The organism is Streptomonospora salina (assembly GCF_014204715.1).
Classification (GTDB): domain Bacteria; phylum Actinomycetota; class Actinomycetes; order Streptosporangiales; family Streptosporangiaceae; genus Streptomonospora; species Streptomonospora salina.
Map to the genome: position 1 here is coordinate 179,062 of NZ_JACHLY010000002.1, position 13,477 is coordinate 192,538.

At 73.7% G+C, this 13,477-nt stretch carries 13 protein-coding genes; 7 read left to right on the forward strand and 6 right to left on the reverse strand.

Going from position 1 to position 13,477, the window contains the following annotated elements; translation table 11 throughout:
• Nucleotides 1-34: 34 nt before the first annotated feature.
• The gene (locus HNR25_RS23785; RefSeq protein WP_184640062.1) at nt 35-1,798 is read right to left on the reverse strand and encodes a serine/threonine protein kinase; all 1,764 of its coding nucleotides are present in this window, start codon (nt 1,796-1,798) and stop codon (nt 35-37) included.
• A gap of 453 nt (nt 1,799-2,251) precedes the next feature.
• Here HNR25_RS23785 and HNR25_RS23790 point away from each other — a divergent pair, with 453 nt between their 5' ends.
• The gene (locus HNR25_RS23790) at nt 2,252-2,719 is read left to right on the forward strand and encodes an NUDIX domain-containing protein (RefSeq protein WP_184640064.1); all 468 of its coding nucleotides are present in this window, start codon (nt 2,252-2,254) and stop codon (nt 2,717-2,719) included.
• Nucleotides 2,720-2,770: 51 nt separating this feature from the next.
• On the opposite strand, the gene HNR25_RS23795 is transcribed toward HNR25_RS23790, so the two are convergent.
• The 3 genes from HNR25_RS23795 to HNR25_RS23805 form a co-directional block, all read right to left on the reverse strand.
• Complete coding sequence (locus HNR25_RS23795; protein ID WP_312862762.1) at nt 2,771-3,109, reverse strand: DMT family transporter; 339 nt, start codon at nt 3,107-3,109, stop codon at nt 2,771-2,773.
• Nucleotides 3,106-3,471 carry a DMT family transporter gene (locus HNR25_RS23800; RefSeq protein ID WP_184640066.1) on the reverse strand — a complete coding sequence of 122 codons (366 nt, stop codon included), beginning with the start codon at nt 3,469-3,471 and terminating at the stop codon, nt 3,106-3,108. The genes HNR25_RS23795 and HNR25_RS23800 overlap by 4 nt, the downstream gene beginning before the upstream one ends.
• A 93-nt stretch (nt 3,472-3,564) precedes the next feature.
• Nucleotides 3,565-4,305 carry an SDR family NAD(P)-dependent oxidoreductase gene (locus tag HNR25_RS23805; RefSeq protein WP_184640068.1) on the reverse strand — a complete coding sequence of 247 codons (741 nt, stop codon included), beginning with the start codon at nt 4,303-4,305 and terminating at the stop codon, nt 3,565-3,567.
• Nucleotides 4,306-4,388: 83 nt separating this feature from the next.
• Between HNR25_RS23805 and HNR25_RS23810 the strand changes: the two genes are divergently transcribed.
• Nucleotides 4,389-5,027, forward strand: coding sequence for a TetR/AcrR family transcriptional regulator (locus HNR25_RS23810; protein ID WP_184640070.1), 639 nt, complete (start codon nt 4,389-4,391; stop codon nt 5,025-5,027).
• 69 nt (nt 5,028-5,096) lie between these two features.
• Here the strand turns inward: HNR25_RS23810 and HNR25_RS23815 are convergent, their stop codons facing one another.
• Together HNR25_RS23815 and HNR25_RS23820 are read right to left on the reverse strand one after the other, a co-directional pair.
• On the reverse strand, nt 5,097-5,447 hold the full coding sequence (locus HNR25_RS23815; protein WP_184640072.1) for a MoaD/ThiS family protein: 351 nt from the start codon (nt 5,445-5,447) through the stop codon (nt 5,097-5,099).
• Nucleotides 5,448-5,451: 4 nt separating this feature from the next.
• Nucleotides 5,452-6,555, reverse strand: a complete 1,104-nt coding sequence (locus HNR25_RS23820) for a WD40/YVTN/BNR-like repeat-containing protein (protein ID WP_184640074.1) — start codon at nt 6,553-6,555, stop codon at nt 5,452-5,454.
• Between the two features lie 434 nt (nt 6,556-6,989).
• Between HNR25_RS23820 and HNR25_RS23825 the strand changes: the two genes are divergently transcribed.
• The 5 genes from HNR25_RS23825 to HNR25_RS23845 all read left to right on the forward strand — a co-directional run bounded on the left by HNR25_RS23825 (nt 6,990) and on the right by HNR25_RS23845 (nt 13,446).
• A complete protein-coding gene (locus HNR25_RS23825; RefSeq protein ID WP_312862763.1) occupies nt 6,990-9,824 on the forward strand; it encodes a helix-turn-helix transcriptional regulator in 2,835 nt (944 codons plus the stop codon).
• A gap of 164 nt (nt 9,825-9,988) precedes the next feature.
• Nucleotides 9,989-10,783, forward strand: a complete 795-nt coding sequence (locus HNR25_RS23830) for an ABC transporter ATP-binding protein (RefSeq protein WP_184640078.1) — start codon at nt 9,989-9,991, stop codon at nt 10,781-10,783.
• Entirely contained in the window at nt 10,776-11,498 is a 723-nt protein-coding gene (locus HNR25_RS23835; RefSeq protein WP_184640080.1) for an ABC transporter ATP-binding protein, read from the forward strand. The genes HNR25_RS23830 and HNR25_RS23835 overlap by 8 nt, the downstream gene beginning before the upstream one ends.
• 11 nt (nt 11,499-11,509) lie before the next feature.
• On the forward strand, nt 11,510-12,361 hold the full coding sequence (locus HNR25_RS23840; RefSeq protein WP_184640082.1) for a branched-chain amino acid ABC transporter permease: 852 nt from the start codon (nt 11,510-11,512) through the stop codon (nt 12,359-12,361).
• Nucleotides 12,362-12,363: 2 nt separating this feature from the next.
• Nucleotides 12,364-13,446 (forward strand): branched-chain amino acid ABC transporter permease, encoded by a 1,083-nt coding sequence (locus HNR25_RS23845; protein WP_184640084.1) that lies wholly within the window; start codon nt 12,364-12,366, stop codon nt 13,444-13,446.
• Nucleotides 13,447-13,477: the final 31 nt, after the last annotated feature.

The window sequence follows — 13,477 nt, forward strand, 5'->3', positions numbered from 1 at the left end:
CCGCGCGGAACCGACGCCGCGCGCCCTGCGCGGATCAGCCCCAGAAGCCGTAGTAGAAGAGCATCCCGTTCGTGCCGGCGATGACCGCGACGGCCAGCATCGCACCGACCACGTAGCCGGTGCGCAGCGAGCGGATCAGAAACTCCGCGCCCACGACGTTGTTCAGCAGGAAATAGCCCAGGAACAGCGCGTGGAAGAACCCGTCGACGGTGAAGATCCCGGGGTAGAGCCAGGCGGTGCCGTTCCACATTCCCGACTCGGTGGTGAACCACTGCCAGGCATAGGACACACCGGTACCCAACGGGATCTGGATGATCGGGATGATCAGCAGCGGCAGCAGCTTGGCGAAGCCCCACAGGCCGGGCTGCTCGGCCTGGCGGGCGCCGGCCTGGGCGCGCCGGGCCGCCTCCTGCTCGGCGCGTACCCGCTCGCGGTGCGCGCGCTCGGCCTCCTGCCGGCGGCGCTGCTCCTCGCGCTGCTGCTGCTCCTCCTGCCGGCGCTGCTCTTCCCGCCGGCGCTGCTCCTCCTGGCGGTGCCGGTCGGCCTCGCCCGAACCCCCGGATCCCCGGTACATGCTGTCGTAGGAGTCGTCGCGCGCCGGAGGCATCGCGGCGGTGGGCGGCGCCTGCCGGGATCCGGATCCGTAAGCGGCGGTGGGCGGCGCCTGCCCCCCGTAGGCCCGAGTCGCCCCGGCCGGATCGGCCTGCCCGCCCTCGGGGTGATAGGGCGGCGGGGTCGGGGACGTGCGCGGGTCCGTACCGGTACCGGCCCCCATGACCGAGGTGGCGTCGGCGCCGCCCTGGCCGGCGGCCCGCGTGGGGTCCTGGTCGCCGGGCGCGACACCCGCGGCGGCCCCGGCCGCGGCCCCGCCCAGCACCGACGTCGCGCCGCTCGCGTCAGCGCCCCCGGCGGTGGTGTCCGTGCCGCTGAGGGCGGCGTTGGTCCTGGCGACCTCGTCGCGCACGCCGCGCATGACATCGGCGGGCAGCCAGGACTCACCGACGGGGATGTCGCCGAGCGCGTCGAGGAGCTGGCCGGGTGCGGGCCGGTACTGCGCGTCCTTGGCCAGGCAGGCCGACACGAGGCGCTGCAGCCGGGCGGGGACGGCCGACAGGTCGGGATCGTGCTGCATGACGCGCATGACCAGGGTGGGCATGGCGCCCTCGCCGAACGGTCCGACACCGCCGGCCGCATAGACCAGTACGGCGCCGAAGGCGAACACGTCGCTTCCCGTGGTGAGGTGGTCGCCCTGGATCTGCTCGGGGGACATGAACCCCGGCGTGCCGATGACGGACTGGGTCGCGGAGGTGCCTTCGCTGGCGCGGGCGATCCCGAAGTCGATGACGCGGGGCCCGTCCTCGGCCAGCAGCACGTTTCCGGGCTTGAGGTCGCGGTGGATCAGCCCCACGCGGTGGATCTCGCCCAGGGCCTCGGCCAGGCCGGCGGCCAGCACGCGCAGCGTGTGCTCGGGCAGGCCGCCGTGCGTGCGCACGGCGGCGTCCAGGGGCAGCGACGGTACATAGGACGTGACCAGCCACGGCACCCCGTCGTCGGGGGCGGCGTCGATGACCGGCGCGGTGAAGGCGCCGCTGACCTGGCGTGCGGCGGTGACTTCCCGGGCGAAGCGCTCGCGGAAGGAGGTGTCGGTGGCCAAGTGGGGATGGATGCGCTTCACCGCGACCGGTCGGCCTCCCGCCGAGCGCCCGAAGTACACCTGACCCATGCCTCCGGCGCCCAACCGCCCGATCAGCCGGTACCGGCCGATGCGCTCGGGATCGCCGTGCTCCAACGGACCCACGTCCGTACCTCCGCATTCCCGCTGTCGATGGGTTCCCACTAGCGATCGTAGCGGCACCGGGGCGGCCCTCGGCCGCCTCGGAGGCCGTGCTCCGCGGGCGCGCCGCCGATCGCGCCGCCGTCGGACCGACGGGGCGGCCGGTGCGGGGGCGGGTCCGCGCCCGCACCGCGCGTTCAGTCTGATGGGGCGAGGAACCCCGGTCCTTCAGGGCCGGGAGGAAGCATTCCCGCAGCCGGGGGAGGACGCCGCTCCGGGACAGCGGGGTCGGGAATGCTCCGGTTGCCACCGCGGCGGCACGGATCCAGTGCACGTTCTTGTTGCCTGAGAACCTGACATCTTTACAACGTAGATCAAATAGTTCGGGAGTGGAAGCCTCCGGGGCCGGCCGAGAGTCCGGAGCCCGCCGCGGGGGCGGCTCCGCCCGCTGCGCCGCCGCGGCCTAGGCTGCGGGGCATGGCGCGATTCCTTCCTCCCGAGCAGTGGTTCGCCACGTTGCCCACGGCCTACCTGGCCGCTTTCGGACTGATCACCGACGAGTCCGGACGCGTGTTGATGGTCGATCCCAACTACCGCGACCACTGGACGCTGCCCGGCGGCATCGTCGAAGACGGCGAGGCGCCGCACCTGGCCTGCGAGCGCGAGGTCGCCGAGGAGGTGGGGCTGGACCGCACCGCCGGCACGTTACTGGCACTGCAGTGGAGCGCGCCGCGCGGCGCACGGCCCAAGCCGTTCCTGTCGTTCGTCTTCGACTGCGGCACGGTCGGCTCGGACGTGCCGGTCACCCTGCAGGAGGAGGAACTCGACGACTACGCGTTCGTCGAGCCCGACGCGGCTCCCGGAATGCTGCATCCCGCGCTGGCGCCCCGGCTCACGGGCGCGCTCCGGGCCCGTCGCGAAGGCGCCGCGGTCTACATCGCCTGACCGGTGCGGACCGCCGTCGCCGCTGCGGCCGGCGCCGCGATCGCAGCGGCCTCACCCGTCCCCGGCGAGGCTCAACCCCACCACGCCGGCGACGATCATCCCCAAACACGCCAGCCGGCGCCGCGAGACGGGCTCGCCGAGGAAGACCATCCCGCTTGCGGCCACGCTCAGGGCGCCGATACCGACCCACACCGCATAGGCGGTCCCCACGGGCAGCGTGCGCAACGCATGGCTCAGCAACCCCAGGCTGAGCGCCGCCACCGCGATGCCCGCCACCGCCCACAGCGGCCGCGTGCACCCCTGGGCCCTCGTGAGCGCCAGTGCCCAGACCGTCTCCAGCAGGCCGGCGGCGACGAGCACGGCCCACGCCGCCGACACCTCCGGGCTCACGCGGCCCGCCCCGCCTCGCCGCCGGCCCGATCGGGCCGCGGCGACGCCCCGTCTTCGGCGTTCAGCCCGACCACACCCGCGATGATGAGGCCGATACAGACCGCTCTGGTCCAGGTGAACGGCTCCCCCAACACGAGCGTGCCCACCGCCGCCACGCCGACCGCGCCGATACCCACCCACGCGGCGTAGGCCGTGCCCATCGGAAGGCTGCGCAGCGCGCGGCTCAGCAGCGCGAGACTGAGCAGCGCGGTGCCGATACCGATCACCGACGGCCACAGTTCGGTCAACCCGTGCGCCTCGTCGAGCGCGACCGACCACACGATCTCCAGCAGACCGGCCGCGATCAGGACTGCCCAGGCCATATCCGTCCTCTCCTGCGGGGCCGCCGCACGGTCCCGCCTGTCGCTGGGCGTGTCGCGGCCTCGTCCTCCACGGGCACCAGGCGCTCGGGAGCGCTAGGAGTTGGCGCCGCCGTCCACGGTGACCGCGGTGCCGGTGACGAATCCCGATTCCGGGGCTGCCACGTGTGCGACGGCGGCGGCGATCTCGGTGGCATCGCCGTATCTGCCCAGCGCCGTCTGCGCACGCTGCTCCTCGGCACCCTCGCCGTCGGCAGGGTTCATATCCGTGTCGGTCGAACCGGGATGCACGACGTTGGCGGTGATGCCCCGCGGGCCGAGGTCGCGGGCGAGGCCCTTGGTGAAGCCGATCAGTCCGGACTTGCTGAGCGAATAGAGGCTGATCCCCGGGCCGGGAACGTGCTCGGCGAGGTTGCTGCCGATGCTGACGATCCGGCCGCCGTCGGGCATGTGCCCCAGTACCCGTTTGACCGCGATGAAGACGGCGCGCAGGTGGAGGGCCGTGGTGGCCTCGTAGTCGTCCAGCGTCAGCTCGTCGATCCGGCCGTAGGGGAAGACGCCGGCGTTGTTGACCAGGATGTCGATGCGGCCGAGGGTCGCGGCCGCCCGGTCGACGACGGCGCCGGCGGCGGAGGGATCGGCCATATCCGCCTGGAGGGCCGCGCCCGTGCGGCCCGCCGCCTCGATACGGGCGACCACCTGCTTCGCGGGATGTTCCGAGGTGTTGAAGGTGAGCGCCACGTCGGCGCCCTCGTGCGCCAGACGCTCGGCGATCGCCGCACCGATGCCTTTGCCGCCTCCGGTGACCAGCGCTGCTTTTCCGTCCAGGACGCCCATGGTCGCTCCTTTTTCTGCATCGATTGCTACATAATTGGTAGCATGGGGGCGCGAGGGCGTCAACGGAGCGCGAAAGGAGCGCCATGCCGGCACGGGGACGGCCACGCCGGTTCGACAGGACCGCCGCGCTGCGCACGGCGATGGTGCTGTTCTGGGAACACGGCTACGAGGGGACCTCGCTCAGCGCGCTCACCTCGGCGATGGGGATCACCGCGACGAGCCTGTACGCGGCCTTCGGCTCCAAGGAGCAGGTCTTCCGCGAGGCCGTGGAGCTCTACAACTCCGACAGCGCGGCGAGCGAAGAGGCCTTGGCCGCCGGCCCCACCGCGCGGGAGGCGATCGAGACGATGCTGCGGGAGAACGCCGCCGCCTACGTCGACCCGTCCACACCGCGCGGATGCATGGTGGTCCTGGCCGGCATGAACCTCACGGCCGCCAACGAGGGGGTCGGCCGCTACCTCGCGGCATGCCGGGCGGGCGACCGCGCCAACGTCGTAGCCCGGCTCCGCCGCGGTGTGCGGGAAGGAGAGCTGTCGTCGTCGGCCGATCCGGAGGATGTGGCCGACTATTACCTGACCGTGCTGCACGGACTGTCGATCCAGGCACGCGACGGGTTCACGCTGGAGCAGGCAGATGCGGTCGTCGACACGGCGATGGCCGCCTGGGACGGCTTCGCCCGCGGCTCCGGAGGCGGGGCGGCCTCCGCGCACGAGCGGGCGTGACGGTTCGCGCGCGGCGGCGGACGTCGGTTCCCCGACCGCAGCCGCCGCGCGCCGAGAACGCTTCCGTGCTCAGCCGCCGGCGACCGAGGGCAGGATGCGGACTTCGGCTCCGTCGGGAACCGGCGTGTCGAGGCCGCCGACGGCGCGGCACTCGTCGGAGCCCACGAAGACGTTGACGTAGCGGCGCAACCGCCCCCGCTCGTCGCGGAGGCGGCGGTCGAGGCCGGGATGGCGGCGGGCGAGTTCGTCGAGGACGGCGCGCAGGGTGGCCGGCTCCCCGCCGGCGCCCGCGGGTGGGGCCGGGGGTTCCGGGGCCGGCGCCGTCCCCGCGGGAACCCCGGCAGCGGGGGCGATGTCGACCCGGGCGGCTCCCCCGGCGTCGGACTGCAGGACGTGCGGCAACAGGACGGTCACAGCCATCGGTTCAGACCTCCACTGCGCGCAGGGACAGGACGTCGGGCAGGTGGGCGGCCACCCGGGACCACTCGCCGCTGGAGTCGACGGTGCAGAAGACGTCGCCGCTGCGGGTGCCGAAGTAGAAGCCGGGGTCGTCGGCGCCGTCGGTACAGGCGCCGTCGCGCAACACGATCCCGTAATAGGGGTCCGCGGGCAGCCCTTCGACGGAGGGCCGCCACGTCGCGCCCGCGTCCTCGGTGCGGTAGACCGCGAGGTGACCGTCGGGCGGCAGGTGGCAGACCTGGCTGACGACCGGGAACACGTAGCCGGTCCCGGGCACGTGCGGGTGGGTCACATAGGAGAACCCGAAGTCGGTGGGCAGCCCGTCGGCGATGGAGGTCCATCCCGCGGCGGGGTCGCTGCTGCGGAAGACGCCGTGGTGGTTCTGGGCGTAGAACTCGCCGTCGCTGCCGACGGCGACCTTGTGCACGCACTGGCCGTATTCGGGGGCGTCCTCAGGCAGGAAGACCGCGCTGATGCCGCGGTTGGCCGGGGTCCAGGCGGCTCCGCCGTCGCGGGTCTGGTAGACGCCGCCGGTGGACATGGCCACGGTCATGGCGCGGGGGTCGGTGCCCTCGGCGCTGACCCGGCCGGGGATCACCGTGTGGATCGCGGCGCCGCCCGCGCCGGGCCACCAGTCGCCGCGGTGGGGGTGGTCCCACAGCCCGCGCACGAGCTCGAAACTCTCGCCGCCGTCGCCGGAGCGGAACAGGGCGCTGGGTTCGACGCCGGCGTAGACGGTACCGGGATCGTCGCCGAAGGCGAACTGCCAGGCACGGGCGAAGGAGGCGTCGGTGTCCTCCGGGAAGGCGATCGGCGCCCGCTCGGGCTCGTTCCAGCTCTCCCCCAGGTCGTCGCTGTACCACACGCTGGGCCCGAAGTGGGAGCTTTCGGCGCCGGCGAGGATCCGGCGCGTGCGGGGGTCGACGCCGACCGCGTAGACGCCGGCGGTGTTGGCGTAGTCCTCGCTGTCCAGGCGGTGCGGACCGCGCACGTGCCACGTGCGGCGGTCGCCGTCGGCGGCGGTCGCGGTGAACAGTCCTTTTCGAGTCCCGATGACCAGGAGGTACATAGTGATCGCCCCGTGAAGTAAGTGCTGTGGCACGCCGATGGCCGCCGGGCGGGCGCTTCCGGACGGGGCACCCGCACGCGGTGTCGCGGTGTGCGCCGCGGGACTGCCCCGGGGCGGCCGGTGTGATGTACAGCATACCCGAATCGCGCCGAAAATCGAACACGTATTCGGGTGCGGATCCCCGTGCGAGCGTACCCCCGCCCGAAGGGCCGCGGTCACCCGCGGAGACCGACCGTTCGGTTTGTACGCTGCGCGGATGGGCACCCACCGCGGGGGCCCGGACCCCGCACCCGCCCGCCACACCGCCGCCGCGCGCACGGGCCCCCTCTGCCACCAGCGCCGCCGCGCGCATCACGCGGCGGGGTATCAGGGAAATCACCAGTGTGTCCCGCACCACCTGTCGGCGTGATCCACGTCCTGTGTACGTTGAGTGCGTGCCCAGTGGAAACCACCCGCCGCCCCCCGGAACGCGCCTCCGGGGCCGCGAGGCGGAACAGCGGATGCTCACCGACGCCCTGGACGGCGCGCGCTCCGGTCAGGGCGCCGCGCTGCTGGTCGGCGGCGGCCCCGGAATCGGCAAGACCGCGCTGCTGGACCACGCGTGCGAGGTCGCGCGCACCCCGCAGGCCCACCACTCCCGGCCGCCGCAGGAGTCCGTGGTCCTCAAGGGCGCGACGGTCCTCGGCTCCGCCGGCGCCGAATCCGAGGCCGCCATGCCCTACGCCGGACTGCAGCGGCTGCTGCGCCCGGTCGCCGAGCGCATCGGCGAACTGCCCGCGCAGCAGGCCGCGGCCCTCGAACAGGCGCTGGAGAGCGGCCACGTCGCCGAGAGCGACCGCTTCCCCCTGTCCATCGGCGTGCTGCGGCTGCTGTGCCTGCTGGGCCACTCCGCTCCCCTGCTGGTCTGCGTCGACGACGCGCATCTGATGGACCCGGCCTCGCTGGACGCGCTGTCCTTCGCCGCGCGCCGGCTGGGCACCGACCCGGTGGCGATGGTCTTCGCCGCCCGCGACGACGCGCCCAAGCCCGCCGTGCCCGGTATCCCGGCCGTGACGCTGAGCCCGCTTCCCGACACCGCCATCAGCGAGGTACTCGGCGACGCCGCGCCCGGGGGGATCGCCGCAGGCGTGCGCGCCGATCTGGTGCGCGCCGGCCACGGCAACCCCCTGGCCGTGCGCGGTTTCGCCGCGGGGCTGTCCCGCGACCAGCTGTCGGGCGCCCGGCCGCTGCCGCGCACCCTCGCGCTGCCCACCCGACTGCGCGGCGCCTACGCCGCGCGCCTGGAGGCTCTGCCCGAACCCACGCGCCACCTGCTGCTGCTGGCCGCGGCCGATCCCCACTCCGGTGCCGACGATCTGGTGCGCGCGGCGGGGCGGGCGGAAACGACCGTGGGCGACCTCGAACCGGCCGAGAACGCGGGCCTGGTGCGCGTCGACGGCGCACAGGTGCTTTTCGCCGACCCGCTGCTGCGCACCGCCGTCTACCAGGCCGCGCCGGTCGTGCGCCGGCGCGCCGCCCACGCCCGGCTGGCGCGCGCGATCGACCCCGAGCGCGAGCCCTCCCGCTATGCCGACCACCGCGCCGCGGCGGCCGAAGGCCCCGACTCCGAGTTGGCGGCCGAACTGGCCGCGGCCGCCGACACCGCCAAGGAGCTCAACGGACACTCGGTGGCCTCGGCCGCGCTGGAGCAGGCGGCCGAGCTCACCCCGATCCCCCGGCTGCGGGCCTGCCGGCTGTCCACGGCCGCCCAGGACGCGTGGCTGTCGGGCATGCCCGGGCGCGCCTCGGAACTGCTGGAGCGCGCCGAGCCCGACGCGGTGACCCCGCGCCAGGCCGGCGTTCTGGAGCTGATCCGCGGACAGATCCGGCTGCGCGAGGGCAACGCGATCGACACCGCGGACACGCTGCTGGCCACCGCCGAGCATCTCGTGCCCCACGACCGCGAGCTGGCCGTACGTTCGCTGATGCGCGCCGCCGACGCGGCGTCCTTCGCCGGCGACCCGGTGCGCCACGCCGCGGCCGCCCGCCGGCTGGCCCCGCTGGCCCGCGACAACGACCCGCCGGCCATGCGGCTAGCGTTCGCGTTCATGGAGGGCTGCGCGCTCTCCTTCGCCGGCGATTACGCGGCCGCGGAGGGCCCGCTGCGCCAGGCCGTCGACCTGGCAGAGGAGGTCGACACTCCGACCGAGCTGATCTGGGCGAGCATCGCCGGCCTGCGGCTGGGCGACGCCCCGCTGGTGCACGCGCTGGCCACCCGTGCGGTGTCGGTCGCGCGGCGGCGCGGCGCGCTGGCGGCGGTGCCCCAGGCGTTGGAGTTCCTGGTCTACTCGGAGTTCTGGAGCGGCCGGTTCCCCTCGGGCATCGGCAACTGCATGACGGGCCTGCGGCTGGCTCGCGAGACCGACCAGGACAACTGCGCCACCCACCATCTGGCAGCGCTGTGCCTGCTCGCCGCCATCCAGGGCGACGCCGAGACCTGCCACGAGCGCGCCCGCGCCGTGGCCGAGCAGTCCTGCGAGAACAGCCTGGGGCTGCCGAGCGCGCTGAGTTCGTGGGCCCTGGCCCTGCTGGAACTGGCCCAGGGCGACGCGCACGGCGCGTTCTCCCGGCTGCGGGTGCTCAACCACGCCGGCCCGGGCTACGGCCATCCCACCATGCGGCTGATGACGGCTCCGGTCTTCGTCGAAGCCTGCGCCCGCATCGGCGAGCACGGGCGCGGCCAGGCGGCCCTGGCTCCCTACGCCGACTGGGCCGAGGCCACCGGCAGTCTCAGCAGCCTGGCGGTCGCGGCGCGCTGCCGCGGGCTGCTGGCGGCGCCCGAGGACGCCGCCGACCACTTCGAAGAGGCCTTGCGGCTGCACCGGGCCTGCGGCGACGACGACGTCGAGCGGGCTCGCACGGCGCTGCTGTACGGCACGACGCTGCGCCGCAACCGCTTTCCCGGACGCGCCCGCGAACACCTGCGCGAGGCGCTGGAGACCTTCGAGTGGATCGGCGCCCGGCTCTGGGTCGAACAGGCCCGCGGCGAGCTGCGCGCCATCGGCGATCCCGAGCCCGCGGCCGAGCACCACGACCGCGCCGACGCCGAGGACCACGGTCTGACCGCCCAGCAGCACCAGATCGCGCTGCTGGTCGCCGAAGGCGCCACCAACCGCGAAGTGGCGGCGCACATGTTCATCAGCCCGCGCACGGTCGAACACCACTTACGCGGGATCTTCCGCAAACTCAACATCCGCTCCCGAGTGGATCTGGCCCGCATGTTCCGCTGAGAACCCGCGGCCCCGCTCCGGCGCTCTCCCGGGAGCACCGGCCCGCCCCGTCCCCGACCCCGCGACACGCCGTCGCCTCCGACGACGGCCGACGAATGCCCCCTACATGCCAACTGGTCGGTATCGCCGCAGACGAGACCGGCCCGGCACGGAAAGCAGAGCAGATGACCACCACCACGCCGGCCCCCTTACTCGCCGCCGAGGGGATCACCGTGCGCTTCGGCGGCCTGACCGCGCTCAACGACGTGGCCCTTTCGGTGGCGCCCGGCAGCGTCGTCGGGCTCATCGGGCCCAACGGCGCCGGGAAGACGACGCTGTTCAACGCCGTCTCCGGAGTCATCGGCCCGCAGCGCGGCACGGTCTCCTGGAAGGGCCGCGCACTGCGCCGGCACCGCCCCCACCACCTCGCCGACTTGGGCATCGCCCGCACACTGCAGGGGCTCAACCTGTTCCCCGGACTGTCGGCGCTGGACAACGTCATGGTCGGCGCCGACCGGCTGGCCCGCGGCGGCGCCGGAGCCATGCTCACCGGCCTGGGCCGCTACCACTCCGACGAACGGCGGCTGCGCGAACGGGCCATGGCGGCGCTGGAGGAGTTCGGCGCCGCCCACGCCGCCCACGCGATGCCCGGCACCCTGCCCTTCGGCGTACAGAAGCGCGTGGCCCTGGCCCGCGCGGTGGTCGCCGAACCCGAGCTGCTGCTGCTGGACGAGCCCGCCAGCGGCCTGTCGGGCGCGGACATGGACTCCCTGGCCGCGGCGATCGGATCCTTCCGCTCCCGCATGGGGGTCCTGCTGGTCGAACACCACATGGACCTGGTGATGGGCGTGTGCGACCACATCGTGGTGCTCAACTTCGGCGAGGTCATCGCCGCAGGGCCGCCCGACCGCATCCGGTCCGACCCCGCGGTGGCCGAGGCCTACCTGGGCGACGCAGAGGAGGTGGGCACCGATGGCTGAACAGCCGATTCTGGCCGTGGAGGGGCTCACCGCGACCTACGGCGCCGTCGCGGCGCTCAACGCGGTGAGCATGACCGTGCCCCGGGGCGGCATCTGCGCGGTGCTGGGCGCCAACGGGGCCGGTAAGACGACGCTGCTGCGCACGATCAGCGGCCTCAAACGCGCCGACGCCGGCCGCGTCCTGCTCGGGGGGACCGACATCACGCGGATCCCCGCCGAGCGCCACGTCCACCACGGCCTGGTGCACGTGCCCGAAGGCGGGGGCGTGATCGCCGAACTGACGGTGGAGGAGAACCTGCGCCTGGGCGGGCTCTGGCGCGCGGGCCGGCGCCGGCGCGCGGCGCGCACCGCCGAGGTGGTCGAGCTGTTCCCGCCGCTGCGCGAGCGCCTCGCGCGTCCGGCGGCCACGCTCTCGGGCGGCGAGCGCCAGATGCTGGCGATCGGACGGGCGCTGATGGCCGACCCCCGGGTGCTGCTGCTGGACGAGCCCTCACTGGGCCTGGCGCCCCTGGTCACCCGCCAGATCATGGACATGCTGCTGCAGCTGCGCGCCGACCGCGACCTGACGGTGGTGCTGGTGGAGCAGAACGCCCGCAGCGCGCTGTCGATCACCGACCACGGCTTCGTGCTCAACCAGGGGGAGGTCGTCATGCAGGACTCCTCCCGGCGGCTTCTGGCCGACGACCGCATGCGCCACGCCTACCTGGGCTTCTAAGAGGGGAAACCGTGGACCAATTCATCGACCTGACACTCAACGGACTGTCCCAGGGGGCGGTCTACGCGGCGCTGGCACTGTCGCTGGTCATCATCTACCAGGCGACCCGCGTGGTGAACTTCGCGCAGCCGGCGCTGGCGCTGATCTCGGTCTACATCGCCTACACGGTGTCGCAGGCCACCGGCAGCTACTGGCTGGGATTCGGCGCGGCGCTGGCGACCGGCCTGGTGCTGGGCGCGGCCACCGAGCGGCTGCTGATCCGCCCGGTGCACGGGCGCTCCCCGCTCAACGCCATCATCGTCACGCTGGGCCTGCTGCTCGTGCTGCAGGGCCTGGCGGGCATGATCTGGACCAACGAGCCGCACTCCTTCGGCTACCCGATGGACTACCGCGGCCGGTTCTCGGCTGCCGACTGGTTCGCGCTGGGCTCGGTGGGCACCGCCGCGCTGCTGCTCTTCGGGCTCTACCGCTTCACCCCGCTGGGGCTGCGGATGCGCGCCGCGGCCTTCCGCCCGGAGGCGGCCCGGCTCAGCGGCGTGCGGGTGGGGCTGATGCTCACCGCCGGCTGGGCCATCGCCTCGGTGATCGGCGCGCTGGCCGGAATGCTGGCGGCCCCGCCGTTCATCTTCCCCAACGTGCTCGACGAGGTGTTCATCTTCGCGATCGCCGCCGCGGTCGTGGGCGGCCTGGAGAATCCGTTCGGCGCGCTGGCCGGCGGCGTCCTCCTCGGCCTGGGCATGTCCTACGTCTCCGGCTACGCCGGTCCGGAGCTGACCACGCTGGCGGCGCTGGCCATCCTCGTCGTGGTGCTGAGCATCCGGCCGGACGGCCTCTTCTCCCGCCCGACCGCGCGAAAGGTGTAGTGATGGTCTCGCTGAGCGACCACGAGTCCACGAGCCGGGACGGCGGGCCCGGAGGCGCCGCCCCCGCGCCCACTCTCGGCGACCGGTGGCGGGCGCTGCCGGCGCTGGTGCGGTTCCCGCTGGCTGCCGTCGCCGCGTTCGCCGCGATCGTGGCGCTGACCTCGGTCACCGGCCCTACCGCCGACCTGCGCATCGGCAGCGTGGGCTACTACATGCTGGCCATCGCCGGCCTGCAGCTGCTGATCGGCTACAGCGGACAGATCTCGCTGGGCCACGGCGCGTTCATGTTCATCGGCGCCTACACCGTGGCCCTGCTGGTGCTGAACCAGCCGGCGCTGCCGCTGTGGCTGAACATGATCATCACGGTCGTGCTCAGCTGCGGAGCCGGACTCCTGGTGGGCGCGGCCACGGCGCGACTGCACGGGCCCTACCTCGCCGGCGCCACGCTGGCGCTGGCCGTGGGACTGCCCTCGCTGACGGTGCGCTACCCCGAGCTGCTCGGCGGCAGCAACGGGCTGGCGTTCTCCACCCGCGGCGCTCCGGCCTCGCTGGCCGGGGTCGTCACCGACACCCAGTGGCAGGCCGCCGCGGTGTGGCTGACGACGCTGATCGGCCTGGTCGTGCTGGCCACGATCAGCGCCGGGCGCCTCGGCCGGCGAATGCGTGCGCTGCGCGACGACGAATCGGCGGCGGGCCTGGCCGGAATCCCGGTGGGCCGCACCAAGGTGATCGCCTTCGTCATCAGCGCGGGCGCCGGCGGGCTGGCCGGCGCGTGCCAGGCCTATCTGCTCGGCACGGCCACACCCAGCTCCTTCGGGGTGACGCTGTCGCTCAGTCTGCTCGCAGCCCTGGTACTGGGCGGGCTGGGCAGCATGTGGGGCGCGTTCTTCGGCGCCGTGGCCCTGGTCTACATCGAGCTGTGGGGCGAGGATCTCGCCCACGCCCTGTCGCTGGACTCCAACGTCGCCAACAACCTGCCCATCGTGTTCTTCGGCGTGCTGCTCATCCTGATCATCCTCGTCTGGCCGCGCGGCCTGCACGGGATGGCGAGCAGCCTCGCCGGTTCGGTCCGCCGCGGGCGCTGACCGTCCCACCCCGCTGTTCGCCCGCATCCCC

Coding starts and splice junctions, on each gene's coding strand:
- HNR25_RS23815 (WP_184640072.1), bottom strand. CDS start 5,447: ATGGCTGTGACCGTCCTGTTGCCGCACGTCCTGCAGTCCGACGCCGGG.
- HNR25_RS23810 (WP_184640070.1), top strand. CDS start 4,389: ATGCCGGCACGGGGACGGCCACGCCGGTTCGACAGGACCGCCGCGCTG.
- HNR25_RS23830 (WP_184640078.1), top strand. CDS start 9,989: ATGACCACCACCACGCCGGCCCCCTTACTCGCCGCCGAGGGGATCACC.
- HNR25_RS23790 (WP_184640064.1), top strand. CDS start 2,252: ATGGCGCGATTCCTTCCTCCCGAGCAGTGGTTCGCCACGTTGCCCACG.
- HNR25_RS23820 (WP_184640074.1), bottom strand. CDS start 6,555: ATGTACCTCCTGGTCATCGGGACTCGAAAAGGACTGTTCACCGCGACC.
- HNR25_RS23800 (WP_184640066.1), bottom strand. CDS start 3,471: ATGGCCTGGGCAGTCCTGATCGCGGCCGGTCTGCTGGAGATCGTGTGG.
- HNR25_RS23835 (WP_184640080.1), top strand. CDS start 10,776: ATGGCTGAACAGCCGATTCTGGCCGTGGAGGGGCTCACCGCGACCTAC.
- HNR25_RS23805 (WP_184640068.1), bottom strand. CDS start 4,305: ATGGGCGTCCTGGACGGAAAAGCAGCGCTGGTCACCGGAGGCGGCAAA.
- HNR25_RS23845 (WP_184640084.1), top strand. CDS start 12,364: ATGGTCTCGCTGAGCGACCACGAGTCCACGAGCCGGGACGGCGGGCCC.